29 protein-coding genes are annotated in these 26,564 nt (G+C 63.0%); 10 read left to right on the forward strand and 19 right to left on the reverse strand.

Features of this window, described 5'->3' with window-relative positions; all coding sequences use genetic code 11:
• Positions 1–2: 2 nt before the first annotated feature.
• The 7 genes from NKJ67_RS02555 to NKJ67_RS02585 form a co-directional block, all read right to left on the reverse strand.
• Positions 3–2,558 (reverse strand): sensor histidine kinase, encoded by a 2,556-nt coding sequence (locus NKJ67_RS02555; RefSeq protein ID WP_127267523.1) that lies wholly within the window; start codon positions 2,556–2,558, stop codon positions 3–5.
• A 199-nt stretch (positions 2,559–2,757) separates the two neighbouring features.
• Complete coding sequence (ahcY, locus tag NKJ67_RS02560; RefSeq protein WP_023810629.1) at positions 2,758–4,158, reverse strand: adenosylhomocysteinase; 1,401 nt, start codon at positions 4,156–4,158, stop codon at positions 2,758–2,760.
• Between the two features lie 181 nt (positions 4,159–4,339).
• On the reverse strand, positions 4,340–4,636 hold the full coding sequence (locus NKJ67_RS02565) for an HPr family phosphocarrier protein (protein WP_027039963.1): 297 nt from the start codon (positions 4,634–4,636) through the stop codon (positions 4,340–4,342).
• Positions 4,633–5,034, reverse strand: a complete 402-nt coding sequence (locus tag NKJ67_RS02570) for a PTS sugar transporter subunit IIA (RefSeq protein ID WP_010912939.1) — start codon at positions 5,032–5,034, stop codon at positions 4,633–4,635. Before NKJ67_RS02570 ends, NKJ67_RS02565 begins: the two co-directional genes overlap by 4 nt.
• Positions 5,035–5,198: 164 nt before the next feature.
• Entirely contained in the window at positions 5,199–5,645 is a 447-nt protein-coding gene (locus NKJ67_RS02575; RefSeq protein WP_164748904.1) for an HPr kinase/phosphorylase, read from the reverse strand.
• A 32-nt stretch (positions 5,646–5,677) separates the two neighbouring features.
• Positions 5,678–7,462: a sensor histidine kinase gene (locus tag NKJ67_RS02580; RefSeq protein ID WP_013528336.1), complete on the reverse strand. Its 1,785-nt coding sequence runs from the start codon at positions 7,460–7,462 to the stop codon at positions 5,678–5,680.
• A gap of 20 nt (positions 7,463–7,482) precedes the next feature.
• Complete coding sequence (locus NKJ67_RS02585; protein WP_013528337.1) at positions 7,483–8,184, reverse strand: response regulator transcription factor; 702 nt, start codon at positions 8,182–8,184, stop codon at positions 7,483–7,485.
• A gap of 343 nt (positions 8,185–8,527) precedes the next feature.
• Between NKJ67_RS02585 and NKJ67_RS02590 the strand changes: the two genes are divergently transcribed.
• From NKJ67_RS02590 to NKJ67_RS02605, 4 genes are all read left to right on the forward strand, one after another.
• Positions 8,528–10,153: a phosphoenolpyruvate carboxykinase gene (locus NKJ67_RS02590; protein WP_127266884.1), complete on the forward strand. Its 1,626-nt coding sequence runs from the start codon at positions 8,528–8,530 to the stop codon at positions 10,151–10,153.
• An 84-nt stretch (positions 10,154–10,237) separates the two neighbouring features.
• The gene (gene arfB / locus NKJ67_RS02595) at positions 10,238–10,675 is read left to right on the forward strand and encodes an alternative ribosome rescue aminoacyl-tRNA hydrolase ArfB (protein WP_023810634.1); all 438 of its coding nucleotides are present in this window, start codon (positions 10,238–10,240) and stop codon (positions 10,673–10,675) included.
• Between the two features lie 88 nt (positions 10,676–10,763).
• On the forward strand, positions 10,764–11,237 hold the full coding sequence (gene lysM, locus NKJ67_RS02600; protein WP_027039967.1) for a peptidoglycan-binding protein LysM: 474 nt from the start codon (positions 10,764–10,766) through the stop codon (positions 11,235–11,237).
• Positions 11,238–11,339: 102 nt separating this feature from the next.
• Complete coding sequence (locus NKJ67_RS02605; protein ID WP_352580311.1) at positions 11,340–11,969, forward strand: alpha-ketoglutarate-dependent dioxygenase AlkB family protein; 630 nt, start codon at positions 11,340–11,342, stop codon at positions 11,967–11,969.
• Here NKJ67_RS02605 and coaA read toward each other — a convergent pair.
• The 9 genes from coaA to hisB all read right to left on the reverse strand — a co-directional run bounded on the left by coaA (position 11,956) and on the right by hisB (position 17,816).
• Complete coding sequence (gene coaA / locus NKJ67_RS02610; RefSeq protein ID WP_127320239.1) at positions 11,956–12,915, reverse strand: type I pantothenate kinase; 960 nt, start codon at positions 12,913–12,915, stop codon at positions 11,956–11,958. The two genes, NKJ67_RS02605 and coaA, sit on opposite strands and share 14 nt — an antisense overlap.
• 24 nt (positions 12,916–12,939) lie before the next feature.
• The gene (locus NKJ67_RS02615) at positions 12,940–13,263 is read right to left on the reverse strand and encodes a phosphoribosyl-ATP diphosphatase (RefSeq protein WP_027039970.1); all 324 of its coding nucleotides are present in this window, start codon (positions 13,261–13,263) and stop codon (positions 12,940–12,942) included.
• Between the two features lie 70 nt (positions 13,264–13,333).
• Positions 13,334–14,128: an imidazole glycerol phosphate synthase subunit HisF gene (gene hisF / locus NKJ67_RS02620; protein WP_164873921.1), complete on the reverse strand. Its 795-nt coding sequence runs from the start codon at positions 14,126–14,128 to the stop codon at positions 13,334–13,336.
• Positions 14,125–14,961: an arginase family protein gene (locus tag NKJ67_RS02625; RefSeq protein WP_352580312.1), complete on the reverse strand. Its 837-nt coding sequence runs from the start codon at positions 14,959–14,961 to the stop codon at positions 14,125–14,127. Before NKJ67_RS02625 ends, hisF begins: the two co-directional genes overlap by 4 nt.
• The gene (gene hisA / locus NKJ67_RS02630; RefSeq protein WP_352580313.1) at positions 14,958–15,701 is read right to left on the reverse strand and encodes a 1-(5-phosphoribosyl)-5-[(5-phosphoribosylamino)methylideneamino]imidazole-4-carboxamide isomerase; all 744 of its coding nucleotides are present in this window, start codon (positions 15,699–15,701) and stop codon (positions 14,958–14,960) included. The genes NKJ67_RS02625 and hisA overlap by 4 nt, the downstream gene beginning before the upstream one ends.
• Before the next feature lie 4 nt (positions 15,702–15,705).
• Positions 15,706–15,996, reverse strand: a complete 291-nt coding sequence (locus NKJ67_RS02635; RefSeq protein WP_127380294.1) for a DUF1330 domain-containing protein — start codon at positions 15,994–15,996, stop codon at positions 15,706–15,708.
• Positions 15,997–16,083: 87 nt separating this feature from the next.
• Entirely contained in the window at positions 16,084–16,734 is a 651-nt protein-coding gene (gene hisH, locus NKJ67_RS02640; RefSeq protein ID WP_127320231.1) for an imidazole glycerol phosphate synthase subunit HisH, read from the reverse strand.
• 1 nt (position 16,735) lies between these two features.
• Positions 16,736–17,212 (reverse strand): DUF2628 domain-containing protein, encoded by a 477-nt coding sequence (locus NKJ67_RS02645; protein ID WP_352580314.1) that lies wholly within the window; start codon positions 17,210–17,212, stop codon positions 16,736–16,738.
• A 4-nt stretch (positions 17,213–17,216) separates the two neighbouring features.
• Positions 17,217–17,816 (reverse strand): imidazoleglycerol-phosphate dehydratase HisB, encoded by a 600-nt coding sequence (hisB, locus tag NKJ67_RS02650; RefSeq protein WP_127266875.1) that lies wholly within the window; start codon positions 17,814–17,816, stop codon positions 17,217–17,219.
• Positions 17,817–18,043: 227 nt separating this feature from the next.
• On the opposite strand from hisB, the gene hslV reads away from it, so the two are divergent.
• From hslV to NKJ67_RS02680, 6 genes are all read left to right on the forward strand, one after another.
• Positions 18,044–18,595, forward strand: coding sequence for an ATP-dependent protease subunit HslV (gene hslV / locus NKJ67_RS02655; protein ID WP_127320227.1), 552 nt, complete (start codon positions 18,044–18,046; stop codon positions 18,593–18,595).
• A 70-nt stretch (positions 18,596–18,665) separates the two neighbouring features.
• A complete protein-coding gene (locus NKJ67_RS02660; protein ID WP_352580315.1) occupies positions 18,666–19,178 on the forward strand; it encodes a GNAT family N-acetyltransferase in 513 nt (170 codons plus the stop codon).
• Positions 19,175–20,383 carry a hypothetical protein gene (locus NKJ67_RS02665; RefSeq protein WP_352580316.1) on the forward strand — a complete coding sequence of 403 codons (1,209 nt, stop codon included), beginning with the start codon at positions 19,175–19,177 and terminating at the stop codon, positions 20,381–20,383. The genes NKJ67_RS02660 and NKJ67_RS02665 overlap by 4 nt, the downstream gene beginning before the upstream one ends.
• 4 nt (positions 20,384–20,387) lie before the next feature.
• Positions 20,388–20,987, forward strand: a complete 600-nt coding sequence (locus tag NKJ67_RS02670; RefSeq protein WP_256746587.1) for a DUF2585 domain-containing protein — start codon at positions 20,388–20,390, stop codon at positions 20,985–20,987.
• A gap of 4 nt (positions 20,988–20,991) precedes the next feature.
• On the forward strand, positions 20,992–22,302 hold the full coding sequence (gene hslU / locus NKJ67_RS02675; RefSeq protein ID WP_352580317.1) for an ATP-dependent protease ATPase subunit HslU: 1,311 nt from the start codon (positions 20,992–20,994) through the stop codon (positions 22,300–22,302).
• A 232-nt stretch (positions 22,303–22,534) separates the two neighbouring features.
• Positions 22,535–23,494, forward strand: a complete 960-nt coding sequence (locus NKJ67_RS02680; RefSeq protein ID WP_352580318.1) for a DUF1402 family protein — start codon at positions 22,535–22,537, stop codon at positions 23,492–23,494.
• Between the two features lie 246 nt (positions 23,495–23,740).
• Here NKJ67_RS02680 and NKJ67_RS02685 read toward each other — a convergent pair whose 3' ends face one another.
• From NKJ67_RS02685 to NKJ67_RS02695, 3 genes are all read right to left on the reverse strand, one after another.
• Positions 23,741–24,979, reverse strand: a complete 1,239-nt coding sequence (locus NKJ67_RS02685) for an NAD(P)/FAD-dependent oxidoreductase (protein WP_352580319.1) — start codon at positions 24,977–24,979, stop codon at positions 23,741–23,743.
• Positions 24,976–25,290, reverse strand: coding sequence for a Rieske (2Fe-2S) protein (locus NKJ67_RS02690; RefSeq protein ID WP_027161041.1), 315 nt, complete (start codon positions 25,288–25,290; stop codon positions 24,976–24,978). The genes NKJ67_RS02685 and NKJ67_RS02690 overlap by 4 nt, the downstream gene beginning before the upstream one ends.
• Before the next feature lie 96 nt (positions 25,291–25,386).
• The gene (locus NKJ67_RS02695) at positions 25,387–26,478 is read right to left on the reverse strand and encodes a fatty acid desaturase family protein (RefSeq protein WP_256746584.1); all 1,092 of its coding nucleotides are present in this window, start codon (positions 26,476–26,478) and stop codon (positions 25,387–25,389) included.
• Positions 26,479–26,564 lie beyond the last annotated feature (86 nt).

Raw genomic sequence — 26,564 nt, forward strand, 5'->3', positions numbered from 1 at the left:
CGCTACTCGGCCGCGGCTCGGATGCCCGGCATGTCTGGAAAGGTGCAGATGACGGTCGTGCCCTTGTCCTTGCCGGTTTCGATGCGAACGCTGCCGCCATGCAGCTCGACGAAGCTCTTGACGATCGACAGGCCGAGACCGGCGCCGCGCCGGCGGCCGCCATTGGCGCGCGGCTCGAAACGGCGGAACACCGAATCGAGCACATCCGGCGGCATGCCGGGACCATCGTCATGAACCGAGAATTCCACCCCATCCGCCAGATGGCGGCAAGTGAGCCGGATGATGCTGGCCTCCGGCGCGTAATTGGCGGCGTTGCTGAGCAGATTGTAGAGGATCTGGCGGACGCGGACCTCATCGCCATGAAACGTCTTCGGCGCCGCAATGGCGTCCACCTGGAGACTGATCGAATGCTCTTCCAGCCGGTCGGCCACCAGTTCGGCCGCAGCGGCGATGGTGCGATCGACCTGCACCTCGGAAATGTCGAGCTGCATGATGCCGGCGTCCACCGTCGCCAGGTCGAGTATGTCGTTGACGATGGTGAGCAGGACCGCGGAGGACGAGCTGACATGCTCGACATATTCGCGCTGCTTCTGCGTCAGCGGACCGGTCGTGGGCTGCGACAGTAGTTCGGTGAAGCCTATAATGTTGGTCAGCGGCGAGCGCAGTTCATAGGAGACGTGCTGGACGAATTCGTTCTTGAGCTGGTCGGATTTTTGCAGCGCCTCGTTCTTGTCCTTCAGCGCCCGCTCGACATGGACGCTGTCGGTAACGTCGACGAAGGTCATCATCACCTGCCCGTTGGGCAGCGGGATCATGGCGTAACTCAGCACATTGCCGTTGTTGAGCTCGGTCTGTCCGTGGCGGTCTCGGCGCTCGTCGTCAAAGCCGGTGATGGCGGCAACGAAGCTGGGCCAGGGGCTGTCCGCGGCCTGCCGGTCACAAAGGTCGCGTATCGTCGACACGTGGACACTGGGCTTGGCCGCTTCACCGCTCAATCCCCAGAGAGTGGCAAAGGCAGGATTCGACAGCCGGAGCCTGCCGTCGGGTCCGAACACCGCCACGCCTTCGGCAAGATTGTCGAGCGTCTCGCCCTGAACCCGCACGGCTGTCTGGTAGCGGCTTTCCAGGTCCATCTTCTCGGTCAGGTTCTCGAACACCCAGGTCACGCCGCCCTTGGGCTGCGGATTGGCGACGACGCGAATGGTCTTGCCGTCCGGCAGATGCCACCAATGTTCCTGGGATTCGACGGCGCGATAGGCGCCGAGCAGGCCTTCCTTCCAGCGACGCCATTCAGGCTGTTCGGCGATCTTGCCCTCGCTGCGCAGCCGGTCGAGCAGCAAGGCATTGTCGGGTGCGCTGTGCAGGAAGCCGGCGTCCAGCCCCCAAAGCTTCTGGAAGGCTTGATTGAAGAACCGCAGCTTCTCGTCGGTGTCGAAAATGGCGACTGCCGTGTTGAGCTGGTCGAGCGTGTCGGCGTGGCTTCGCACCGTCCGTTCGTATTCGCCGCGAACGGCCTCAATGGCACTGGTGTCACAGGCAAGGCCGGCCGAGCCATCGCTGCCGGCGAAATCGGTGACCGCGAACACCCGGCGGTCACCTTCGATCACGGTGGACAGCGACTGCTCGAAAACCGGATGCGTCTTGTGCTGGGCGGCAATCGCATCGCGCGCCTGGCCGCCGAGGAACTCTTTTTTCTCCCGGACCGCGGCTTCGGCATTTTCGGCTTCGACGGCATCGGCATAGGCGCGGTTGACCCACTTCAGCCCGCCATCCTCGCCGCGGAGCCATGCCGGCATGTTCAGCGCGTCGAGCAGGCCGATCATCGTGTCGTGGTCGGCGGCCAGCCGCTGGTTCTCGATCTTCAGCCTGGCCTGGCTGCGCTGCGTCTCCGAGAGCGAGACGAAACGCACGAGCACATGCGCGGCACTCTTGCGGCCATGCACTTCGAGCGGCGCACCGGCCTGCGATTCGATGACGAGGTCGAAGGGTTTGGCCTTCTCGCGCAATCCCGCGACGGCATGTTCGAGTGCCGCCGCCGAACGCGGCATCAGCCAGCGGCCGAAAGCGAGAAAAGCGGCCCTATCCTCGGGAGCGCCGCTTTCGACGGGCAATGTGCCGATAAGCTCGGGCTTCTTGTTTTCCGCGGCCCAGACGACGACGCGCTGGTCGCGCAGATTGAGCAGCGCCTCGGAGCGGCGGAGCGCCGCATTGATGTCGGCGAGGCGGCTCCTGAGTTCGACATTCTCCGCCGAGGTGCGGGCTCTTTCGCGGATGAGAACGATGGCCGATATCAGTGCGGCACCCGTCACGCCGACGAACACGGCAAGCTGCATGACCTCGATGGCGCTCACCGACAGTCCCGCGACGCTGGCAGCAGCGGTTTCGGCATGCGCGACGGCGCCAGCCAAGGGGCCCGCGAGCGCGGAGGTGGCAAGGAATGTCGACGCACGGGCGCGCCAGGACAGGCTCCCGCCTTCCAGGGCGGAGCCAGCAATCCCCGAATCGTCATGGCCGCCGGAAACGGCCCGTCCCGCTCTGTGCGGGTGTTGCCCCGGCATGTCTTGGTCCTCTCCGCCGCCTGAATGCAAGACCGCCCTGATGCGTGCCTCTCTTGACCCTCTCGGGCTGGAAGCATCGCCGAATCACCTGACAATAACCCCTCGCCGAATCGCCGTGAAGGCTGATGGCGCGCAAAAATAAGGCCGGGCGAAAAGTCAATCGCCCGGCCTCAATATCTGGTAGCAATTTTAGCTTTGGTTAATAGCGGTAGTGTTCCGGCTTGAACGGACCCTGCGGCGTGACGCCGATATAGGCGGCTTGTTCACCCGACAGTTCGGTCAGACGGGCGCCGAGCTTGTCGAGATGCAGGCGCGCGACCTTTTCGTCGAGATGCTTGGGCAGGACATAGACCTGGTTCTCGTACTGGCCGGGCTTGGTGTAGAGCTCGATCTGCGCCAGCACCTGGTTGGTGAAGGATGCCGACATGACGAAGCTCGGGTGGCCTGTGGCGTTGCCGAGATTGAGCAGCCGCCCTTCCGACAAAAGGATCATCCGCTTGCCGTCCGCGAAGGTGATCATGTCGACCTGCGGCTTGACGTTGGTCCATTTCAAATTGCGCAGCGCGGCGACCTGGATCTCATTGTCGAAGTGGCCGATGTTGCCGACGATGACCATGTCCTTCATCGAGCGCATATGGTCGAGGGTGACGACATCCTTGTTGCCGGTGGTGGTGATGACGATGTCGGCGGTGGGGGCCGCATCTTCCAGCGTGACGACTTCAAATCCGTCCATCGCCGCCTGCAGCGCGCAAATCGGATCGACCTCGGTGACCTTGACGCGGGCGCCGGCGCCCTTGAGCGAGGCCGACGAGCCCTTGCCGACGTCGCCATAACCGCACACGACAGCGACCTTGCCGGCCATCATCGTGTCGGTGCCGCGGCGGATGCCGTCGACCAGCGATTCCTTGCAGCCATATTTGTTGTCGAACTTCGACTTGGTGACCGAGTCGTTGACGTTGATGGCGGGGAAGGGCAGCAGGCCCTTCTTCTGCAGCTGATAGAGCCGGTTGACGCCGGTGGTCGTCTCTTCGGTGACGCCGCGGATCGCCGCCTTCTGCTTGGTGAAGAAGCCGGGCGAGGCCTTCAGGCGCTTCTTGACCTGGGCGTAGAAGTATTCCTCTTCCTCGCTCTGCGGGTTGGACAGCACATCCTCGCCGGCCTCGGCGCGGGCGCCGATCAGGATGTACATGGTGGCGTCGCCGCCATCATCGAGGATCATGTTGGAGAGGCCGCCGTCGGCCCACTGGAAGATCTTGTCGGTGTAGTCCCAATACTCCTCCAGCGACTCGCCCTTGACGGCGAACACCGGGATGCCGGCTTCGGCGATGGCCGCGGCCGCATGGTCCTGGGTCGAGAAGATGTTGCAGGAGGCCCAGCGGATATCGGCGCCCAGTTCCTTCAGCGTCTCGATCAGCACCGCCGTCTGGATCGTCATGTGCAGCGAGCCGGTGATGCGCGCACCCTTGAGCGGCTGCTTGGGACCGAATTCCTCACGGCAGGCCATCAGGCCCGGCATTTCGGTTTCGGCGATCTCGAGTTCCTTGCGGCCCCAGCCGGCAAGCGAGATGTCGGCGACCACATAGTCCTTGCTACCCGTCATGGCAGTACTCCGATGCGAATGTTGTGCTTGCGAATTTGTTGCGGACACGCCCGCGCCGGTCGGCGCGTCGAAGGGCGCGAATTGCCGGCCTGACTAGCAGATCGGAGCAAGGACGACAATGGGATATAAAGAAATCTTTATCCCTGCATGTCTCTCAAACACGCATCGGCGCTCTACCTGATCAGCATTCCTCGCCAAAGCGGGACGCCACCAGCTGCTCCAGGGCGTCGATGACCTGCCGGGCTTCCGGTCCGCTGGCGGTGACGCGGATCGAATAGCCGGGGCTTGCCGCCAGCATCATCAGGCCCATGATCGAGGTGCCGCCGACCTTGACGCCATCCTTCTCGACATGCACCGAGGCATCGAAGCCGCTGGCCAGCTGGACGAACTTCGCCGAAGCGCGCGCATGAAGGCCACGTTGGTTGATGATGGGAAAATCCCGGACAATTTGGTCTTTTTCCGGGGACAGCGCGGTCATTTGCTGCTCAGGAGCTGGCTGGCGACATTGATGTATTTGCGGCCGGCGGCCTGAGCCTCATCGAGCGCGGCGGCCATATTGTCGCCCTTGCGGATCGAGGAGAGCTTGATCAGCATCGGCAGGTTCATGCCGGCGATCACCTCGGTGCGGCCGGACTCCATCACCGAGATGGCAAGGTTGGAGGGCGTGCCGCCGAACATGTCGGTCAGCACGATGACGCCCGCCCCGGTATCGACACGGGCAACAGCGTCGACGATGTCGCGGCGACGCTGCTCCATATCGTCGTCGGCACCGATCGCCACGGTTTCGAAATTGTCTTGTGGCCCGACGACATGTTCGACGGCATGTCGGAACTCGGTGGCCAGTTGACCGTGCGTTACAAGCACGAGTCCGATCATTCTTTGGTGGCTCCCGTCATCGCCGCTTCACAGGCGCATTTTATGCTCGCCAGCCAATCCAGGCGGCGGGAGCGCTATCTTGTCGACGCACGGCCCGTTGACAAGCCCAAAATTGCGCAGGCACATGCCATTTTGACGCATTGCAGCAAAAAACCCGGAACGGATCATAGAAAAGGCGCGATCGACAGCCGCGCCATCACGACCGGCAAGGCGGCAGCGACGTTGCGTTCGACCGCATCGATACGCGGCACCCGACAGCCGGCGATGCTGGTGTCGGCATCCTCCTGAAAGCGTGCCGTTTCACCGGCCGGCGTCAGGCGGACATGCAAATCGACGATGGCGGCGGGCTCGAACGGCACCGCTCGCGGCCCGAGCCCAGGCACCTCGACGAGGCCTTCTATGATGGCGGGAGCGCGGCAGAGAAGCCGCCCGGCATGCACCTCGACAAAGAGCTGATCGTCACCGACGAGCCGCGAGAACAGGCCGCGATGGCGACAATGGTCGATGAGCGCCAGCGCCAGCGTCGTCTTGCCCGAACCGGAGGCTCCGGTGACGAGAATGCCGCGCTCGCCGATCAAAACCATTGTCGCGTGAATGTTTTCAGGCTGCACGGCTGGACCAGGCGTGGTTGGGATTCATGCTCTCAGCCTTCGGCCGGCAATGTCACCACAAAGCGTGCGCCCTTGATCTCGCCGGGTTTGGTGCCGGGGATGTTCTCGGCGGTGAGCGTGCCGCCATGGGCCTCGACGATTTGCCTGGATATCGACAGGCCAAGCCCCGAATTCTGGCCGAATGCCTCGCCGGCCGGCCGGTCGGTGTAGAACCGTTCGAAGATGCGGTCGATGTTGTCGGCCCGGATGCCGGGGCCATTGTCGTCGACGGTGACGATGTTGAACTTGCCGGCACGCGCCAGCGACAGGCTGATGTGGCCATGATCCTCGGGAACGAAGGAACGGGCGTTCTCGATCAAATTGGTGATGACCTGGCCGATGCGAAGATCATGCCCGACGACGACGTAGCCTTTGACGCCTTGCGGCAGTTTGGCCGCCTTGAACTCGATCTCGACCGCCTTCTTGTTGCGCGTCGCTTCGCGCGAAACGGCGACCAGATCGGTGATGAATTTCTTCAGGTCGACCGTCCCGGCATCTTCACGCGCGAGCTCCGCGTCCAGGCGCGATGCGTCGGAAATATCGGTGATGAGCCGGTCCAGCCGCCTGACATCGTGCTGGATGATATCCATCAGCCGGCCGCGCGAATCGTCGTTCTTGGCCAGCGGCAAGGTTTCCACCGCGCTGCGCAGCGACGTCAGCGGGTTCTTCAGCTCGTGCGAGACATCGGCCGCGAAGCTTTCGATCGCCTCGATGCGGGCGTAGAGCGCGTTGGTCATGTCGCGTATGGCGATCGACAGATTGCCGATCTCGTCCTGACGGTCGGAAAAGTCGGGGATCTCTTCACGGCTCTTGACGCCGCGCCGCACCCGCACCGCCGCCGCCGACAGCCGGCGCAGCGGATTGGCGATGGTGGAGGCAAGCAGCATCGACAGGATAGCGGTGACAAGCGCCGCGATACCGAAGACGCGCAGGATCGCCTTGCGCTCGGCGGCGACGATCTTGTCGATGTCGCCGCCTTCGGTGGACAGCATCAGCACGCCCAGGACGGCACGAAAGCGCTGGATCGGCACCGCCACCGAAACGATCTGTTCGCCCTGCTCGCTGACGCGCACGATGGTCGACGGGCTGCCGGTGAGTGCCTTGACCACTTCCGGGAAAGCGGCGCCATTGCCGCCCGGCTGCTCGTGATAGACCGGCAGCTCGGTGTTGCGGAAGAAGTCGAAGACGAATTTCTGGATGCGCTCGACCAGATCGGGCTCTTCCTCCTCAACCGGCGGCAGGTCGTAGCGCAGGATCTGGCCACGCGAATAGAGGTGGCGTGAATCGAGCAGCAGATTGGCGTCGCGGTCATAGATGCGGGCACGGGTCCTGGTCGGCGAGATCAGCCTTCGCAGCACCGGGGCGACCCGCTCCGGGTTGATCGGGAAGTCGAGGTTGTCGAGTTGGTCGGAGCCCGGCCCCAGGCTTTCGCCGGCCTGCAGTTCAAGCAGCTTTTCCGGGTCGATGCTGATCGAATCCGTCTCGACCGTCGCCGACGCGGCGATCGCGCCGGCGATGATCTCGCCCTGGGTCATCAGGCTTTCGACGCGGGCGTCGATCAGCCCGTCTCGGAAGGTGTTGAGATAGAGGATGCCGGTCACCAGGACGGCAAGGCCGGCAAGGTTGAGGAACAGGATACGCCGTGTCAGGCTGGAAAAGATATGATGGCCAAGGAAACGGCGCATCGGCACCGTGATCTTCGACACGAAGGACGGCATGATCCGCGACGGCCGCCTGGAGGCGCCCGCCGGTCTTGTTCGCTGTGCTTCCACTGCCATCGAATAGCAGGCCCTGCTACTTATGCTTCGCGGAACCGGTATCCGACTCCGTAAAGGGTTTCGATCATCTCGAAGTCGTCGTCGACGGCCTTGAACTTCTTGCGCAGCCGCTTGATGTGGCTGTCGATGGTGCGGTCGTCGACATAGACCTGTTCATCATAAGCCGAATCCATGAGCGCATCACGGCTTTTTACGACGCCTGGACGCTGCGCCAGCGAATGCAGGATCAGGAACTCGGTGACGGTGAGCGTCACCGGCTCGCCTTTCCAGGTGCAGGTGTGGCGCTCCTGGTCCATGACGAGCTGGCCGCGCTCGAGCGAGCGGGCCTGCTGGCTTGGCGTCTTGGCGGCAGCCTCGCGGGCACTGGCGCGGCGCAGCACGGCGCGCACCCGCTCGACCAGCAGGCGCTGCGAGAAGGGCTTGCGGATGAAATCGTCGGCGCCCATCTTGAGGCCGAACAATTCGTCGATCTCGTCGTCCTTGGAGGTCAGGAAGATCACCGGAAGGTCGGACTTCTGGCGCATGCGGCGCAGCAGTTCCATGCCGTCCATGCGCGGCATCTTGATGTCGAGGATGGCAAGGTTCGGCGGGCGTGCCGCCAGGCCTTCCAGCGCTGACGCACCATCCGTGTAGGTCTCGACGCGATACCCCTCGGATTCCAGGGCGATCGACACCGATGTCAGAATGTTGCGGTCGTCATCGACAAGCGCGATTGTTGCCATTTCAAGCGGCTCCCTCATGAGCTGTCCCTTCTTTCGTAGAGAAGGGGCTTTTGCAGGACAAATTAGGTACAAAATGTGGCATAGGCCTTGTCCGCTGTCACGCGCGGCATGCCGGCGGCCACAATCCTACCTCGACATGGATTGGACGAACGGACATCGTCAATCCTTTGGGCAACCGCGAAACTTTTTGCACATATAAACGATTTAAACAACTTTCAAGATATTTAAATCGATTAATGATTTGATATCATTTGGCTTTTCTGGTTCTGACCATCTCAGCCCGCGTAGTGGGCGTGCTGGAAACGTGCCGGCAAAGATGCGGCAAATCCAAGAGGGACACTCGATGTCGGAAGTCGGCAAACGCAATTCCGCCTGCGCGATCGATCATATCGGCCTGAAAACCACCGGCGTGGTGCGCTATAATTTCGGTGCGGCTGCCCTTTATGAGGAATCGATCCGGCGCGGCGAGGCCCGCTTGACCGCCCATGGCGCGCTGGTCGCCGAGACCGGACAGCACACCGGCCGCTCGCCCAAGGACAAGTTCGTCGTCCGCGATGGCGCCACCGAACCACATGTCTGGTGGGACAACAACAAGGCGATCTCGCCGGCCCAGTTCGACACGCTGCTCGCCGATTTCCAGGCGCATGCCGCGGACAAGGACCTATACGTCCAGGATCTGGTCGGCGGCGCCGATGCGGAGTCGAGGCTGCCGACCAGGGTGATCACCGAATTTGCCTGGCACTCGCTGTTCATCCGCAATCTGCTGATCCGTCCGGATGCCGCCGAACTCGAACAGTTCGTGCCTGAGATGACGATCATCGACCTGCCGTCCTTCCGCGCCGATCCCCTTCGTCACGGCAGCCGCACCGAAACGGTGATCGCCGTCGATCTTTCGCGCAAGATCGTGCTGATCGGCGGCACCTCCTATGCCGGCGAGATGAAGAAGTCGGTGTTCACCATGCTCAACTATCTGCTGCCGGCGAAAGGCGTGATGCCGATGCATTGCTCGGCCAATGAGGGTGCGGCCGGCGACGCCGCCATCTTCTTCGGCCTGTCGGGCACCGGCAAGACGACGCTCTCGGCCGATCCCTCGCGCACGCTGATCGGCGACGACGAGCATGGCTGGGGACCGCACGGCATCTTCAATTTCGAAGGCGGCTGCTATGCCAAGACGATCAAGCTGTCGGCGGAAGCCGAGCCGGAAATCTTCGCCACCACGCAGCGCTTCGGCACGGTGCTGGAAAATGTCGTGCTCGACGCTGATGGCGTGCCGGATTTCAACGACGGAAGACTGACCGAGAACACACGCTGCGCCTACCCGCTGGACTTCATCCCCAATGCCAGCAAGACCGGCCGCGCCAACCATCCCAACAACATCATCATGCTGACCGCCGATGCGTTCGGCGTGATGCCGCCGATCGCGCGGCTGACCCCGGCGCAGGCGATGTATCATTTCCTGTCCGGCTACACCGCCAAGGTGGCCGGAACCGAAAAGGGCGTGACCGAGCCCGAAGCGACGTTTTCGACCTGTTTCGGTGCGCCGTTCATGCCGCGCCACCCTTCCGAATACGGCAATCTGCTGCGCGAGCTGATTGCACGCCACGGCGCCGATTGCTGGCTGGTCAACACCGGCTGGACCGGCGGCGCCTACGGCACCGGCAAGCGCATGCCGATCAAGGCGACGCGCGCCTTGCTTGCAGCCGCACTCGACGGCTCGCTGAAGACGGCCGAGTTCCGCACCGACCCTCATTTCGGTTTCGAGGTGCCGGTGGCTGTGCCGGGCATCGATAGCGCCATTCTCGACCCGATGATTCTGGACCCCCGGGCGACCTGGGCCGACAAGGCCGGCTATGACCGGCAGGCGGCACGGCTGGTCGGCATGTTCGCCGTCAATTTCGAGAAATTCGAAAGCCATGTCGACGCCGTGGTGCTGGGCGCGGCGCCGCGCATGCAGGAAGCGGCGGAGTAATCGCGCCACAGGGGTCAGCTTTCGTTGAAAGGCCCGGTTCGATCGGGCCTTTTCTTTTTCGATCCGCCGCGCCATGACTGCGGCATGGCGAGCGACGACAACATCATCATATCAGGCGATGCGGTGATCCATCCGGGCGACCTGCACGAGGATTTCATCCGCTCGTCCGGTCCCGGCGGCCAGAACGTCAACAAGGTGGCGACGGCGGTGCAACTGCGCTTCGACGCGGCCAACGCAACGGGTCTGTCGGAGCGCGTGCGCGAGCGGACGATCAAGCTTGCCGGCCAGCGTGCCACCAAGGACGGTGTCATCGTCATCGAAGCAGGCCGCTTCCGCACCCAGGAACAGAACCGGGCGGATGCGCGGGCACGGCTGACGGCATTGGTCGCCAAGGCCGCCGAACCGCCACCGCCGCCGCGCAAGAAGACACGGCCGTCGAAGGGTGCCGTGGAACGGCGGTTGAAGAGCAAGGCCGGGCGCGGCACGATCAAGAAGCTGCGGGGCCGGGTGGAGAACGATTAAGCACCACACCAATCACGCGCAAAACGACTTCCCATTTTGGACCGCAGATGCAAAGTTCAACCATTGCCATTAGCAAGGGAGACCAAGGATGGGCATGTTCGATTTCGTCAAGAGCGTCGGCAAGAAACTGGGCATCGGCGGTGACGACGAAGCCGCACCCACGGCCGACACACTCAAGAAGGAGCTCGATTCGCACAAGCTCGGCACCGATGGCGTCGAGGTCGTCGTCACGGGCGACACGGCGGTGCTGAAGGGTGTGGTCAAGGACCAGTCGATCTTCGAGAAGGCGGTCATCGCCGTCGGCAACACGCTCGGCGTCTCCAAAGTGCAGGCGGACGAATTGCAGGTCGCGCCAGCACCTGGCACGGCCGCCGCCCCCGCCAAGGAGCCCACCTTCTACACGGTGAAGAAGGGCGACAATCTCTGGAAGATCGCCGAGAAAAGCTACGGCAAGGGCCAAGGCGTCAAGAACACGGTCATATTCGAGGCCAACAAGCCGATGCTGACCCATCCCGACAAGATCTATCCGGGCCAGGTGCTGCGCATTCCCGACCTCGCCTGATCGGCGGCTGCCAATTCGACAAGAGCGGCGGCTTTCGGGTCGCCGTTTTCATTTGAACGTGACATTTTACGGTTCCGAACCATCCAAGAGGTAATCGAATCCGTGCTCGTCCTGCCCAAAGGCGTCCGCCACATGCCGGCCTACCTGTCGCGCAGCGCGCAGGAAGAGATGGTCGACGAGGTGAGACGGATCGTGCAGCAGGCGCCGCTGTTCGTGCCGGCCATGCCGCGCACCGGCAAGGAGATGAGCGTGCGTATGACCAATTGCGGGCCGCTCGGCTGGGTCACCGACAAGGAGCACGGCTATCGTTACCAGCCGGCGCATCCGGTAACCGGGGCGCCTTGGCCGCCAATTCCGGATGCGCTGCTCGACCTGTGGCGCGAGGTCTCGGGCTATTCGCACCCGCCGGAAGCATGCCTCATCAATTTCTACACGCCGGACGCAAAAATGGGCCTGCATCAGGACCGCGACGAGACCGATCTTTCGGCGTCGGTCGTCTCCGTCTCGCTCGGCGACGACTGCCTGTTCCGGGTTGGCCAGACCACGCGTGATGGCGCCACCAAGTCGTTCAGGCTGCAAAGCGGTGACGTCGTGGTGCTCGGCGGCGAGGGGCGGCTGTGCTTTCACGGCGTCGATCGGATCTATCCCTCGACCTCGGCGCTGCTGAAAAACGGCGGGCGGATCAATCTGACGCTGCGGCGGGTGACGGAGCCGGCCGTCACAGCTTCCTGAGCGCCACTTCCTCGATCAGGTGATCGGCGCCCTTGCGCAGGATCAAGTCGGCGCGGGCCCGCGTCGGCAGGATGTTCTCGCGCAGATTCTTCAAATTGATGTTGGTCCACAGGCCTTCGGCGATGGCGCGCGCGGAACTCTCCGACAGCTGCGAGTAGCGGTGAAAGAAGGAGTCCGGATTGCGGAAGGCGGTCTCACGCAGCCGCATGAAGCGGGAAATATACCAGTTGTGGATCAGCTTCTCGTCGGCATCGATGTAGATGGCGAAGTCGAAGAAGTCCGACAGGAAAGGGACGATCTTGCCGTCCTGCGGCAGCTTGCCGGGCTGCAGGACATTGATGCCCTCGAAGATCAATATGTCGGGCCGGTCGATGGTGACGAACTCGCCGGGAATGACGTCATAAGTCAGGTGCGAATAGACCGGCGCGCGGACATCGGGCAGCGCCGACTTGATGCCCGACAGGAAGCGCAGCAGCGCGCCCACATCGTAGCTGTCGGGGAAACCCTTGCGCTCCATCAGGTTCTCGCGGCGCAGGACCTCGTTGGGCAGCAGGAAGCCGTCGGTGGTGATGAGATCGACCTTGGGGCTCGACGGCCAGCGCGCCAGAAGTTCCTTCAGCACGCGTGCGGTGGTCGATTTGCCGACGGCGACCGAACCGGCGATGCCGATGATGAAGGGTGTCTTGACCACGTCGACCGCGTTGAAGAAGGCCTGGCGTTGCCGGAACAGCAGCTGGCTCGCTTCGACATGCGCCGACAACAGCCGCGACAGCGACAGATAGATGCGCGTGACCTCCTCGAGATCGACCGGATCGTTGAGCGAGCGCAGGCGGCGGAATTCGTCCGCGCTCAGCGTCAGCGGCGTGTCGGCGCGGAATTGCGACCATTGATCGGCGGAGAAGAAGCGAAAGGGGGAATATTTCTCGGTCGGCGCGAGCTGATCCATCGAGATACCTGCCCTTCCTCGCGGTCAGCCCTTGGGCCGTGACGCCTTCTCGGCGATGCCCGAACGCCGGGTGCGGCCTTCGAGTTCCCTAAGCACGTCGCTCAGCGGTACCCCGGAGAGGCCGAGAACGACGAGCCAATGATATATAAGATCGGCGCTTTCTGAAACGATGGCCGGTTTGTCGCCCCTGACGGCGGCAATCACCGTCTCGACGGCCTCCTCGCCGAGCTTCTGCGCCGCCTTGTCAATGCCGCGCGCGAACAATTTTGCCGTCCATGAATCCGGATCTCCGGAATGGGCGCGTTCCCCAACGATTTTTTCCAGATCGGAAAGCGAAAACTCGGTCATGGCGTCATCTATCTGCTTGTTTAAGCATGATCTTTTCCGAAAACCGGTTCCCACTTTTCGGGATCATGCTTTAGGGCCGATTATTCACAGAGTCCAGCCGCATCGGCAGGCCGGCGGCGGCCATATGCGCCTTGGCCTGCGCTATCGTGTAGGTGCCGAAATGGAAAATGGACGCCGCCAGCACCGCGCCGGCATGGCCGTCGCGAATGCCTTCGACCATGTGGTCGAGCGTGCCGACGCCGCCGGAAGCGATCACCGGCGCACGCACGGCGTCTGATATCGCGCGGGTCAGCGCGATGTCGTAGCCGGCCTTGGTGCCGTCCCGATCCATCGAGGTCAGCAGGATCTCGCCGGCGCCGCGATCGACCATTTTCCGGGCGAACTCGACCGCATCGATGCCGGTCTTTTCGCGGCCGCCATGGGTGAAGATCTCCCAGCGGTCGGTCTCACTGGTGCCCGACACCTTCTTGGCGTCGATGGCGACGACGATGCACTGGTTGCCGAACTTGTCAGCGGCCTCGGCGACGAAATCAGGGTTCTTCACCGCGGCCGTGTTGATCGACACCTTGTCGGCGCCGGCCAAGAGCAGCTTCCTGATATCGGCGACCTGGCGCACGCCGCCCCCGACGGTCAGCGGCATGAAGCATTGTTCGGCGGTGCGTGCGATGACGTCGAAGATGGTCTCGCGATTGTCCGACGAAGCCGTGATGTCGAGGAAGCAGAGTTCGTCGGCGCCGGCCGCGTCATAGGCCTTGGCCGCCTCGACCGGATCGCCGGCGTCGACGAGATCGACGAAGTTGACGCCCTTGACGACACGGCCGCTCTTGACGTCGAGACAGGGGATGACACGGGCTTTCAGCATCAGCGACCCTCTATCGTGGCGATGAGATCGTTCAGCAACTGGCCGACCAGCGGCGGAACATCGGCCTGGGCGTCGAAGGCCGGGTCGTAGGCGGAGACGGTGATGCCGACGACCGGCACCGCAAGCGCCATGGCGCAAGTGGCATCGCGCAGCTGTTCCGGGCTCGGCCCGCCCGAAGTGATATAGCGGTTGGCCTGCAGCTCCCGGGGATCGTGCACGTCCATGTCGAGATGCATGTGCACGCGTCTGGCGCCGGCGATCTTCAGTCTTTCGGCCGCCTGGGCCACCCCGGAGCATTCCGTCCGCACGATCGGCAATGTCTCCAGCAGCCGCTTCTCGTCCGGATCGAGATCGCGCGCGTTGACGAGCACGCAGCGTGACGGATCGACCGGCTTGAAGCCGGGAATGGCGGACGCCATCGGTCGCCAGCACAGGCCGAGCACGGTCGCCAGCGCCATGCCGTCGAGAAAGCCGTATGTGGATGTCTCGGGCGTGTTGAGATCGCCATGCTGGTCGGCCCAGATGATCGCATCGGCGTCTTCGCCGGCGACCGCGCCGGCGCTGGTCAGGCAGTTTCCGGCAAGGACGATGGGAAACCGACCGGCGTCACGGGCAAGACGAACCTCGCTCGCAACCGCGTTGCAGACGGCAAAGCCGGTGGCGATTTCGCGCTCCTGGGTATCTCCAACCTTGCCGATATCCTCGACCATCACATCGTGGCCGGCCATCGTCAGGGCGTCGACGAGCCCGCCAGAGACCAGCGCGTCCGGACCCTGGCCCATGCCGCCATGGTAGTGGCCGCTGTCATAGGAGGCCAGGATAATGGAGATTTTCACGTCCGCGTCTCCGCCCTGCCCTGCAGGATCGCAAGGGCCTGCGCCGGATCGATGCGGCCATCATAGAGCGCGCGGCCGGAGATCGCGCCTTCGAGCTTTTGCGCATCGGGCATGGTCATGCGCACGATGTCGGCGATCGAGGCGAGGCCGCCGGAAGCGATGACCGGGATCGACACGGCATCGGCGAGGTCGATGGTGGCGTCCCAGTTGATGCCGGTCAAAACGCCGTCGCGGTCGATGTCGGTGTAGATGATGGCAGCGACGCCGGCGCCCTCGAACTTCCTCGCCAGTTCGATGACGCCGAGGCTCGACGCCTCGGCCCAGCCCTCGACGGCGACCTTGCCGCCCTTGGCGTCGATGCCGACGGCGACCTTGCCCGGAAACGCCTTGCAGGCCTGTTTGACAAGGTCCGGGTCACGCACCGCCACCGTGCCGAGGATGACCCGGGCCAGGCCGCGATCGAGCCAGTCCTCGATCTGCGCCAGCGTGCGGATGCCGCCGCCGAGCTGCACCGGGTTCTTCGTCGCCTTGAGGATGGCGCCGACCGCCGCGCTGTTGACGCTCTGGCCCTGGAAGGCGCCGTTGAGGTCGACGACATGCAGCCATTCGAAACCCTGTTGCTCGAAGGCCCGCGCCTGCGCGGCAGGATCATCGTTGTAGATGGTCGCGGTCGTCATGTCGCCATGCCTGAGGCGCACGCACTGGCCGTCCTTGAGATCTATCGCCGGGAAAAGGATCATCCGTTCAGGCGCCTTCCACAATGGCGAAATGGGATGTCGAATAGAGACGTCGGAATTTCAGCGCCACCTGGTATTCAGGCGAATGGAAGCAGGCGAGTGCGACCGCATAGCTCTCGAACTCGATGATGACATGGCGATTGCCCGATGGCCCTTCCGGGCTCGACGACTGACCGCCGCGGGTCAGGAACTTTGCGCCATATTTGTCGAAAGCCGCTTTGTTGGCGGCAATGTATAGCGGATAGTTTTCCGGATCGGTCACCTCGACCATCGCCATCCAGTAGCCCTTCTTGCTCATGGTCTATCCCTCTGCTCGAGCATGATCTCCGGACAAACGGGAACCGTTTGTCCGAGAAAGCCGGGGTCCACTTTTCGGGATCATGCTCTAGGGCCTCCAGCGCAGGAAATTGGTGATCAGCGCGAGGCCGAGCGCCTGGCTCTTTTCCGGGTGGAACTGCGTGCCGACAAGATTGTCGCGGGCGACGGCCGCCGTCACCGGGCCGCCATAGTCGGCAACCGCCAGAACCTCGTCCGCCTTGCCCGCATCGAGATGATAGGAATGCACGAAATAGGCATGCAGCCCGCTTGCGCCAGTCGGTATGCCGGCAAACAGCGGATGCTGGCGCTTGAGCTCGATCGTGTTCCAGCCGATCTGCGGGATCTTCAGCGCCGGATCGGAAGGCATGATCTCCTTCACGTCGCCCGATATCCAGCCGAAGCCCTTGGTAATTGTCTTTTCGAGGCCGCGCTGCGACATCAGCTGCATGCCGACGCAGATACCGAGGAACGGCCGGCCCTTGACGATCGCAACCTCCTCGACGGCTTCCCACATGCCTTCGACGGCCTGCAGGCCGGAGGCGCAGTCGGCATAGGCGCCGACGCCGGGCAGGACGATGCGATCGGCCGTGCGCACCCGCTCGGCATCTGCGGTCAGGTCGATATCGGCCGATATGCCGGCTTCGCGCGCGGCGCGCTCGAAAGCCTTGGTGGCCGAGCGCAAATTGCCCGAGCCGTAGTCGATGATCGCAACCCGCATGTCAGCTTCTTCCCGGAATGTGGGTCAGCCCCAGCGCCATGCCCGGCTGCGCTGGCCGCGCGAGGGCAGCATCGGGGACCATACGCGGCGCCGGCACAACCTCATCGGCCGGCGCTTCCGCTTCCAGCGCATAGCGTGTGTCGGCGTCGTCGAGCCAACCGGCTTCGACCGCGCCCCATTCGTGCCAACCGCGCCGGCGAAGTGCCGCGATGCGCAGGCCTTGCCCTTCCAGTCCGACATAGAGCGAAACCAACAGTGACAGCAGCGAGCCGGCCAGACCAAGGCCGAGCTTCTGGCCCAGCATCGAAAGCAGGCCCATGACGACGAAGGCAAGCGCTGCCTCGATCCACAGCCGATGCCAGGCGAACCATAGCGGCGGCACCAGGAGGCCCAGCCAGGTGAAGCCATCGCGGACAAAGGCCGTGGCATCGGCCTTCTCGCTGCGGCCTGGCGGTTCCATCACGACATAGGTGGCCATGGCCTTATCCCTTCAACGATCCCTTGGTGGAGGGAACCGCATCCGGCTGGCGCGGATCGCGTTCGAGAGCCGCGCGCAGCGCGCGCGCCACCGCCTTGAAGCAGGTCTCGGCGATGTGATGGTTGTTGGCGCCATAGTGATTGGTGACATGCAGCGTGATGCCGGCATTCTGCGCCAAAGCCTGGAAGAATTCGCGCACCAGCTCAGTGTCGAAGGTGCCGATCTTCGGCGACGAGAAGGAAACGTTCCAGACCAGGAACGGTCGGCCGGACACGTCGATCGCAGCGCGCGTCAGCGTCTCGTCCATGGCAAGGTCGATCGAGGCATAGCGCATGATGCCGCGCCGCTCGCCCAGTGCCTTGGCCAGCGCCTGGCCAAGCGCGATGCCGGTGTCCTCGACGGTGTGATGATCGTCGATATGCAGGTCGCCCTTGGCCCTGACCGTCATGTCGATCAGGGAATGGCGCGCCAGTTGGTCCAGCATATGGTCAAAGAAGCCGACGCCCGTCGAAATGTCCGATTTTCCGGTGCCGTCGACATGGACCGAGACGGCAATCTCGGTTTCCTTGGTCTTGCGGCTGACTTCGGCGGCGCGGGGCGGCATCACTCTATCCTTGTCCAGAGGTTCACATCGTGACCAGCTCAGAGGTTCAAGCGCTCGCAGGCTTGAAAACGAAAGCCTTCTAGCAGCATGATCCGGCGATTGCCAGTTGCGAACCCGGCCGCTATCCAGCGGTTTGCAATCATCGGTCCCATGCATACATATGGCCGATCAAGTCACTCGTACCGCGCCGATCGCCTTATCGGGATGGCGCTGCTCGGAGCCAGGAAATGTCCGATAATCTGACCATGCACGCCACGACCATCGTGACGGTGCGCAAGGGCAACAAGGTGGTGATCGCCGGCGACGGCCAGGTCAGCCTTGGCCAGACCATCATGAAGGGCAACGCCAAGAAGGTGCGCCGCATCGGCAAGGGCGGCAATGTGATCGCCGGGTTCGCCGGCGCCACCGCCGACGCCTTCACGCTGCTGGAGCGGCTCGAAGCCAAGCTCGAACAATATCCAGACCAGCTGACGCGCGCCTGCGTCGAACTCGCCAAGGACTGGCGCACCGACCGCTATCTGCGCCGGCTCGAGGCGATGATGCTGGTGGCCGACAAGTCGGTATCGCTGGCGCTGACCGGCACCGGCGACGTGCTCGAACCCGAATTCGGCGTCATGGCCATCGGTTCGGGCGGCAATTACGCGCTGGCCGCGGCGCGCGCGCTGATGGACAGCGACAAGGATGCCGAGGAGATCGCCCGCAAGGCGATGCAGATCGCATCCGACATCTGCGTCTACACCAACAACAATTTCGTCGTCGAAACGCTTGATGTCGGCTGAAAAGCCGGCCATGACCCCGAATAGTGGAAACCGGTTTTCTCGGACGAACGGTTCCGTTCGTCCAGAGATCATGGCCGAACAAGAAGATAGCTACGATTTTCGGCCGGTGACGGAAAAAGACCTGCCGATGATCGCCGGCTGGCTCGCCGAGCCGCATGTTGCAGAGTGGTGGGACGATCCGGAGACGGAAATCGCCGGCATTCGCGAGCACATCGACTCGATTTCGGTCGAGCCGCTGATCGTCGAGCTCGACGGCAAGCCGATTGCCTATCTGCAGAGCTACGACCCGCATCTGGAAGACGACCATCCCTATGCCGACCAGCCGTTCGGCACGCTCGGCATCGACGTGTCGATCGGCGTGCCGGAGCTGCTCGGGCGCGGCCATGGCTCGGCAATCGTGCGCCAGTTCGTCGAACAGCTTTTCGAGGAAGGTGTTCCGCGCGTCATCATCGATCCGGATCCCGCCAATGTCAGGGCGATCCGTGCCTATGAAAAGGCGGGCTTTGTTGCCTTTGACACCAGAACGTCGGAGTACGGGCCGGCCTTGATGATGGCGCGCAACGCGACGCAGGAGCCCAATTGATCAGCGCCGAAACCCTCGACAAGGCAATCGCGAAAGGTTTGATCTCGCAGACCCTGCGCGATCAGTTGGAGGCCATGGAACGTGCGGTCGCTCTCGCCCCCGAGGCGAGGCGCGCCGATGACGAGGGTGACGAGGAAAACCTGCGGCTGGTGGGCGGCGGCAACGATCTGTTTGTCACTGTCGGAACCGTTCTGCTCAGCGCCGGCTTCTTCTTTGTCCTGACCACCTTGCTTCCAGGCCAGACATTCTGGATCGCAGGCATCCTCGCGGTTTTCGCCTGGGGGCTCGCCGAAATTGTCACGCGTCAGCACCGGATGAAATTATCGTCGTCCGTGCTTGCCCTGATTTTCATGGCCGCCATTCTGGCCGCTCTGGCGCTACAGGTGGAGACCAGCTTCGGCATACGCAAGCCGGAGACTATCTGGCAGCTATTGGCGTTGCGCCAGACGGCGTCCCAGGCCGGATATCTGTTCCTGGGCGGAGGAATAATCGCGGCGGCGATCTATTTCTGGCGTTTTCGCGTCCCCATCATTGCCGGGGCTATCGCCATCGCTTTTACACTGCTTGCCTTCCTGCAAACGGCGATAATCCTGTATGACAGCGTGACAGCGGGTGCGATTGCGCCATCGCGTATGGAGGATGTTCCCGAATTGCTCCGCGCGGCACTTTACATGCCGCTGATCTGCGGCCTGATCATGTTCGCAACGGGTGTAGCTTTTGACATTTACGATAGGGATCGACGCAAGATCTGGTCCGATTGCGCTTTCTGGCTGCATGTCGTCTCGGCGCCCATGCTGGTGCATCCGCTCTTCATTATGGCAACCGGCCAGAACGTCGTATTCGGACATATCGCGCCGGATACCAATGCAACCCTCATGCTGGCGATTCTGATCCTTGGCTTCCTCTATGTCGCGCTTGCCATCGACCGCCGTTCGCTTCTGGTTCCAACATTGGCTTACTTCGGCTCGCTGGGCATCTATTATCTGGTGAATTCCGCCTCCGATTCGACGGGCATCCCGCCTTTTGCCTTGATCCTGGTCGTTGTTGGCGCGCTGATCATTCTGTTCGGGGCTGGCTGGCAGCGTATCCGGCGGATTGTGGTCAAACCCACCTTGCCGGCTGCCGTGATCCGCCGGCTACCGCCGCTGAAGGCGTTACAAGGCTTTGTGATGATCGAGACGGCGACGCGAAACGAGGGGGAATGAACCGATGACGACACCGGCCGCGGAGAACAGCTATTCGGCCTATGAAGACAGCTGGCGAATGGGGCTTCTGCTCGTCCTCGCGCTGATCATCTTCCAGGCCGGGGCGCTCTACGGCATGGGGCGAGCGCCGATCTGCACCTGCGGCTACGTCAAGCTCTGGCATGGCGTCGTGCAGAGTTCGGAGAATTCCCAGCACATTTCGGACTGGTATACGTTCTCGCACATCATCCACGGCTTCCTGTTCTATGCGCTGGCAAGATTCCTGTTCCCGCGTTCGCCGATCGGCTTGAGACTGGCGTTCGCCGTCTTCATCGAAGGCGGCTGGGAGCTGCTCGAAAACAGCCCATTCATCATCGAGCGCTACCGCGCCGGCACCATCTCGCTCGACTATTACGGCGACAGCATCATCAATTCGGTGTCGGACACTCTGGCCATGGTGCTGGGATTTGTGATGGCGCGAAGGCTACCTATATGGGTGATCGTCAGCCTTGCCATCATCTTCGAACTCGGTACCGGCTATCTCATCCGGGACAATCTGACACTCAACGTGATCATGCTGCTGCATCCGTTCGAGGCCATCAAGCAGTGGCAAAGTGGAATCTAGTGATATGAGCACATTTTCTCCCCGCGAGATCGTTTCGGAACTCGACCGTTTCATCATCGGCCAGAAGGACGCCAAGCGCGCCGTGGCCATCGCCTTGCGCAACCGCTGGCGCCGCCAGCAGCTGGAAGGACAGATGCGCGAAGAGGTGATGCCGAAGAACATCCTGATGATCGGGCCGACCGGCGTCGGCAAGACCGAAATCTCGCGCCGCCTGGCGCGGCTCGCCGGTGCGCCTTTCGTCAAGGTCGAGGCGACCAAGTTCACCGAGGTCGGCTATGTCGGCCGCGATGTCGAGCAGATCATCCGCGATCTGGTCGAGATCGCCATCGGCCTGGTGCGTGAGAAGATGCGCGAAGACGTCAAGGCGCGCGCCCACATCAACGCCGAGGAACGCGTGCTGGAAGCGCTGGTCGGCAAGACGGCGAGCCCGGCCACCCGCGATAGTTTCCGCAAGAAGCTGCGCGACGGCGAACTCGACGACAAGGAGATCGAGGTCGAGGTTGCCGACACCGGCAGCGGCGGCATGCCCGGCTTCGAAATCCCCGGCATGCCGGGCGCCAATATCGGTGTGCTCAACATCAACGACATGCTGTCGAAGGCGATGGGCGGCAAGAAGACCAAGATGCGCAAGACGACGGTCAAGGAGTCCTACGACCTGCTGGTCAATGACGAGTCCGACAAGCTGCTCGATCAGGACGAAGTCGTGCGCCGGGCGCTCGATGCCGCGGAGAATGACGGCATCGTCTTCCTCGACGAGATCGACAAGATAGCGGCGAGATCCGACATTTCGGGCGGTCCGTCCCGCGAAGGCGTGCAGCGCGACCTGCTGCCGCTGGTCGAGGGCACCACGGTGGCGACCAAATACGGGCCGTTGAAGACGGATCATATCCTGTTCATCGCTTCCGGCGCCTTCCACGTCTCCAAGCCGTCCGACCTTTTGCCGGAGCTGCAGGGCCGCCTGCCGATCCGCGTCGAATTGCGGGCGCTGGAGAAGGACGATTTCGTCCGCATCCTGACCGAGACCGAGGCGAGCCTGATCAAGCAGTATATCGCTCTGATGAAGACCGAGGGCGTCGAGCTGACCTTCACCGACGACGCTATCGATTCGCTGGCCGGCATCGCCGTCGACCTCAACGCCAGCGTCGAGAACATCGGCGCAAGGCGGTTGCAGACGGTGATGGAGCGGGTGCTGGACGAAATCTCCTACGATGCGCCCGACCGCAACGGCACATCAGTCACCATCGATGCCGCCTATGTGGAGAAGCATGTCGGCGACCTGTCCAGGAATACCGACCTGTCGCGGTTCATCCTTTAAACGACGGCGCCGGAACGTTCCGGCGCCGGTCCAGGCAACATTTTCCGGCAAGCAAAATCATGTGTGGCCAGATGGTACCATCTGGCCACCTTTCGTAGTGCCGTGTGAAGGGGTGCTCTCGACTCGACCAAGAGCTTTACCTAGTTTGCCCGGCAATTCTCGATCTCTTGGTTTGACGCAATTCCGGAAAACCGTTTCACACTTTTCCTGGAATTGCTTGGGCGGCGGGTGCATGAAAAAACTGATCCTGGTCATTCTCGGCTTGACGCTGGCGACGACGCTGTTCGCCGCCGAGGCAGCGACATTGGTGCCGCCGGGAAATCGCAATGCCGTGCAGCCCGACATTCCCGGCGCCTCCAGCCGGCGCACGCAGGCGACCAACACCAGCTTCCAGGCGAAGTACCGCAAGGTCTACGCCCTGCTGCAGAACGATGCCGGTCTGCGCGGCAAGATCAAGAAGGCAGCAGCCACCTACGGCATCGATCCCTTGCACATCGTCGGCGCCATCGTCGGCGAGCACACCTACAATGTCGATGCCTATGACCGGCTGCAGACCTACTACGTCAAGGCGATCTCCTATCTCTCCAGCAAGCTGTCCTTCGCCTATGACGGCGAGGACATCACCGATTTCGTGCAGCGGCCGGAATTCAAGAAATGCGCCGGGATGTCCGACAGCTATGATCTGTGGGAATGCCGCGAGCAGGTGTGGAACCGTTCGTTTCGCGGCAAGAGCGTCGGCGGGACGAGCTTTCCCGACGATCGTTTCGGCGCCACCTTCTTCCAGCCCTATTATGCCGGCCAGACCTTTGGCCTCGGCCAGCTCAATCCGCTGACCGCCCTGCAGATGAGCGATCTGGTGCACAAGGTTTCCGGCCTGCCGAAGCTCGACGTCGGCGATCCCAATTCGGTCTACAAGACCATCATGGATCCGGACCTGACGCTGCCCTACGTCGCCGCGACGATCCGGAAATCGATCGATGCCTATAAAAGCATTGCCGGCTTCGACATTTCGGGCAATCCGGGGGTCACCGCCACGCTCTACAATGTCGGCAATCCGGAGCAGCGGGCTGACGCGCTGAAGGCGGAGAACGACAGGCGCCGCGCCGCCGGCGAGCCGGAAAAGCTGCCGGAAGAGAATTACTATGGCTGGCTGGTGAACGACAAATTGGCGGAGCTGAAGGCGCTGTTTTAGGCTGGGGTTCAGGCGCGCTGACGTTAATTTGCCGACGCCTGCGCCGCCCCTCATTGTCCTGCCGGACATTTCTCCCCGTATAGTGACGGGGAGAAAGGGGCTGGCCGCAACCTCGGCGCCCTTCTTGCGATGCTGGTGATTGGCGAAACCGGCGATGATAGCGCCCTTCTCCCCGTCACTATACGGGGAGAAGATGCCGGCAGGCAGATGAGGGGCGGCGCAGACGTCGGCAATTGGCGTGACGGCTCAAGCCGCCAGCAACGACTTCAACTTCACATCCTGCGATCCCAGCGCTTCCGGCGCCGGCTTCGCGCGCTTGCCGATCAGCATTTCGGCAAGCCTGATATCGCGGGCAACCGTATTGCCGGGGCCGATGCCGCTGGCCGCCACCAGCCTGCCATCTTCGGCCAGATGGAAGAGGATGAAGGCGCCGTCGCCGAGGTCGCGGCGCACGGTGCTGCTGCCTTCGTCGGACAGCCCGGCGATCTGCAGGGACAGACCATATTGATCCGACCAGAACCACGGCACCGCCGCATGCGCCTCGCCGGCGCCGAGCATGTTCCTGGCCGCCAGCGCGCCTTGTTCCTGGGCGTTGCGCCAAGCTTCCAGCCGCACCCGACGGCCGCCATAGACGGCGAGCGGAAACGAGCAGCAATCGCCGGCGGCATAGATGTCGGGATCGCTGCTGCGCAATTGCGCATCGACAGCGATGCCGTTGTCGATCGCCAGGCCGGCTTCGGCCGCAAGCCCGGTCACCGGCACGGCGCCGATGCCGATGATCGCGAGGTCGGCGACGATTTCCCGGCCGCCGGCAAGCGCTATGCGCACCTTGTTGCCGTCGTCGGCGATGGACGCGATGCCATCGCCGCACAGGATATCAACGCCCTCGGCGACATGCGCATCATGGATGATTTCGGCGATCTCCGCCGGCACGCCGCGCATCAGGATGCGCGGCTGCGCCTCGATGACGGTGACATCAGCCCCGAGCTTGCGGGCCGCGGCGGCGAGTTCGAGGCCGATGAAACCGCCGCCGATGATGGCGATGCGGTTGCCGGCGGTGAGATGCGCGCGAATGGCGAGCGCATCGGCAAAGGTCCTGAGATAGACGCAGTGCGCGCCAAGGCCGGGCATCGGCAGCTTGCGCGGCATCGAACCCGTTGCCAGCAGGAGCTTTTCGTAAGGCAGGACCGATCCGTCCGACAGGCGCACCGCATGCGCCGCCCGATCGATCGCCACGGCCTGGAGGGAATGGATATGCCGGATCGATTTCTCGGCCAGAATGGCGTCGCTGGCGATCGCCTTGATCTCGGGCGTATCGCTGGCCATCGCCTCCTTGGACAGAGGCGGGCGCTCGTAGGGCAGATGCGGCTCATCGCCGACCAGCGTCACCGGCCCCTGATAATCGAGGTCGCGCAGCGCCAATGCCGCCCGCCCGCCGCATTCGCCGGCGCCGATGATGACCATTCCCCGCGCCATGTCAGTCATCCGATCTGGATCAGGACTTTGCCGGCATCGACCTTGACCGGATAGGTCTTCAGGTTGACGCAGACCGGCGCGCCGCGGGCGTCACCCGTCTTGTAGTTGAAGCGGCCATTGTGCTTGGGGCATTCGATGATGTCATCCATCACCAGCCCGTCGGCCAGGTGCACCTTTTCATGCGTGCACAGGCCGTCAGTCGCGAAGAACTCGTCGTCGGGGCTGCGATAGATGGCAAAGGTGCGGCCGCCATGGTCGAAGCGCATCACATCCTCCTCGTCTATGTCGCCGGTGGCGCAGGCCTCGACCCAGTCGCTCATTCAAGTCCTCCCCAAAAGCAAATCCAGGAAAAGTGCGCAGCGGTTTTCCGCCCGGAATTGCGTTAAAATAAACAGTCTAAACCGATGGAAGCACGATCATTCCGCCGCGGCGGCGATAGTGTCGTTGTGGAATTCTTCGCGATATGGCCGTGCGGTCGGCGGCAGCTCGCGCTTGAGGAAATAGTCCTCGTTGCGCAGCTGGCGCAGGAAGACCGGGATCATCTCGCGATAGCCGGCCAGGATCGATGGTGTCGGTTCCGGCAGGTCGTGCTTGATCAGTTCGTGCAGCCTCGGCAGCGCATGGTACGGCACCATCGGGAACATGTGATGCTCGACATGGTAGTTCATGTTCCAGTAGATGAAGCGGCTGATCGGGTTCATGTAGACGGTGCGGCTGTTCAGCCTGTGGTCGGTGACATTGTCGGCCAGGCCGCCATGCTGCAGCAGCCCCACCATGACATGGTGCCAGGCGCCGTAGAGCCTGGGCAGGCCGACCAGCATCAGCGGCAGGAACGAACCGGTGTAGAGCGCCAGCCCGACGGTGGCGGCATAGATCGCCGTCCAGATGCGGGCGACGCGGATCGCCTTGGGCTGTTCCTGTTCGGGAATGAAGGTCTTTTCGGCGGCGCTGATGTTGCCGGCGGCGTTGCGCAGCATGTCTGACATCGCATGCCAGGCATCGAGCACGCCAACGAAGCCCAGCATGGCGCGAACCAGATCGGGCGGCCGCATGACCGAGATTTCCGGGTCGCGGCCGACGATGACGGTGTCGGTGTGGTGGCGCGTGTGGCTCCAGCGCCAGGTCACCGGATTGCGCATGATCATGAAGCAGGCGATCTGATAGACCGCATCGTTCATCCATTGCGTCCGGAAAGCGGTGCCGTGGCCGCATTCGTGCCAACGCGAATCCGTCGAGGAGCCGTAGAGGACGCCATAGACGAAGAAGAACGGCACGCACCACCATGTGCCCCAGAACCAGGCGCCGCCGGCCCCGCTGACGATCAGCGCGGCGAACCAGATTGCCGTATCGCGGATCGCCGGCCCGTCGGAGCGCTGCATCAGCTCCTTCATCTGCTTGCGCGGTATGTCGGTGTGATACCACTCGGCCGCCGACAGGCCGGTCTCGACCGCGAGCTTGGCATCGCGGCCGATCAGGCTGTAGTCACGCCGGGACGGCGCAGTGGACATGATTGCCTCCCTCGGCAAAGGCATCCGCCAGGGCGAATGCCATGAATTCCTTTGGCTTCTAGCGTCAAAGTAACGCCGACCGATGA

The organism is Mesorhizobium sp. M0088 (assembly GCF_040322895.1).
GTDB lineage: Bacteria > Pseudomonadota > Alphaproteobacteria > Rhizobiales > Rhizobiaceae > Mesorhizobium.

Bases quoted from the DNA above. Each gene is read 5' to 3' on its own strand.
- NKJ67_RS02695 (WP_256746584.1), bottom strand. From the start codon at position 26,478: ATGTCCACTGCGCCGTCCCGGCGTGACTACAGCCTGATCGGCCGCGAT.
- NKJ67_RS02590 (WP_127266884.1), top strand. From the start codon at position 8,528: ATGTCGGAAGTCGGCAAACGCAATTCCGCCTGCGCGATCGATCATATC.
- ahcY (WP_023810629.1), bottom strand. From the start codon at position 4,158: ATGACGGGTAGCAAGGACTATGTGGTCGCCGACATCTCGCTTGCCGGC.
- NKJ67_RS02585 (WP_013528337.1), bottom strand. From the start codon at position 8,184: ATGGCAACAATCGCGCTTGTCGATGACGACCGCAACATTCTGACATCG.
- NKJ67_RS02565 (WP_027039963.1), bottom strand. From the start codon at position 4,636: ATGACCGCGCTGTCCCCGGAAAAAGACCAAATTGTCCGGGATTTTCCC.
- NKJ67_RS02690 (WP_027161041.1), bottom strand. From the start codon at position 25,290: ATGAGCGACTGGGTCGAGGCCTGCGCCACCGGCGACATAGACGAGGAG.
- NKJ67_RS02580 (WP_013528336.1), bottom strand. From the start codon at position 7,462: ATGGCAGTGGAAGCACAGCGAACAAGACCGGCGGGCGCCTCCAGGCGG.
- NKJ67_RS02670 (WP_256746587.1), top strand. From the start codon at position 20,388: ATGACGACACCGGCCGCGGAGAACAGCTATTCGGCCTATGAAGACAGC.
- NKJ67_RS02615 (WP_027039970.1), bottom strand. From the start codon at position 13,263: ATGACCGAGTTTTCGCTTTCCGATCTGGAAAAAATCGTTGGGGAACGC.
- NKJ67_RS02570 (WP_010912939.1), bottom strand. From the start codon at position 5,034: ATGATCGGACTCGTGCTTGTAACGCACGGTCAACTGGCCACCGAGTTC.
- hslV (WP_127320227.1), top strand. From the start codon at position 18,044: ATGTCCGATAATCTGACCATGCACGCCACGACCATCGTGACGGTGCGC.
- hslU (WP_352580317.1), top strand. From the start codon at position 20,992: ATGAGCACATTTTCTCCCCGCGAGATCGTTTCGGAACTCGACCGTTTC.
- NKJ67_RS02555 (WP_127267523.1), bottom strand. From the start codon at position 2,558: ATGCCGGGGCAACACCCGCACAGAGCGGGACGGGCCGTTTCCGGCGGC.
- NKJ67_RS02635 (WP_127380294.1), bottom strand. From the start codon at position 15,996: ATGAGCAAGAAGGGCTACTGGATGGCGATGGTCGAGGTGACCGATCCG.
- hisB (WP_127266875.1), bottom strand. From the start codon at position 17,816: ATGCCGCCCCGCGCCGCCGAAGTCAGCCGCAAGACCAAGGAAACCGAG.
- NKJ67_RS02685 (WP_352580319.1), bottom strand. From the start codon at position 24,979: ATGACTGACATGGCGCGGGGAATGGTCATCATCGGCGCCGGCGAATGC.
- coaA (WP_127320239.1), bottom strand. From the start codon at position 12,915: ATGGATCAGCTCGCGCCGACCGAGAAATATTCCCCCTTTCGCTTCTTC.
- lysM (WP_027039967.1), top strand. From the start codon at position 10,764: ATGGGCATGTTCGATTTCGTCAAGAGCGTCGGCAAGAAACTGGGCATC.
- NKJ67_RS02680 (WP_352580318.1), top strand. From the start codon at position 22,535: ATGAAAAAACTGATCCTGGTCATTCTCGGCTTGACGCTGGCGACGACG.
- NKJ67_RS02660 (WP_352580315.1), top strand. From the start codon at position 18,666: ATGGCCGAACAAGAAGATAGCTACGATTTTCGGCCGGTGACGGAAAAA.
- hisH (WP_127320231.1), bottom strand. From the start codon at position 16,734: ATGCGGGTTGCGATCATCGACTACGGCTCGGGCAATTTGCGCTCGGCC.
- NKJ67_RS02645 (WP_352580314.1), bottom strand. From the start codon at position 17,212: ATGGCCACCTATGTCGTGATGGAACCGCCAGGCCGCAGCGAGAAGGCC.
- arfB (WP_023810634.1), top strand. From the start codon at position 10,238: ATGGCGAGCGACGACAACATCATCATATCAGGCGATGCGGTGATCCAT.
- hisA (WP_352580313.1), bottom strand. From the start codon at position 15,701: ATGATCCTTTTCCCGGCGATAGATCTCAAGGACGGCCAGTGCGTGCGC.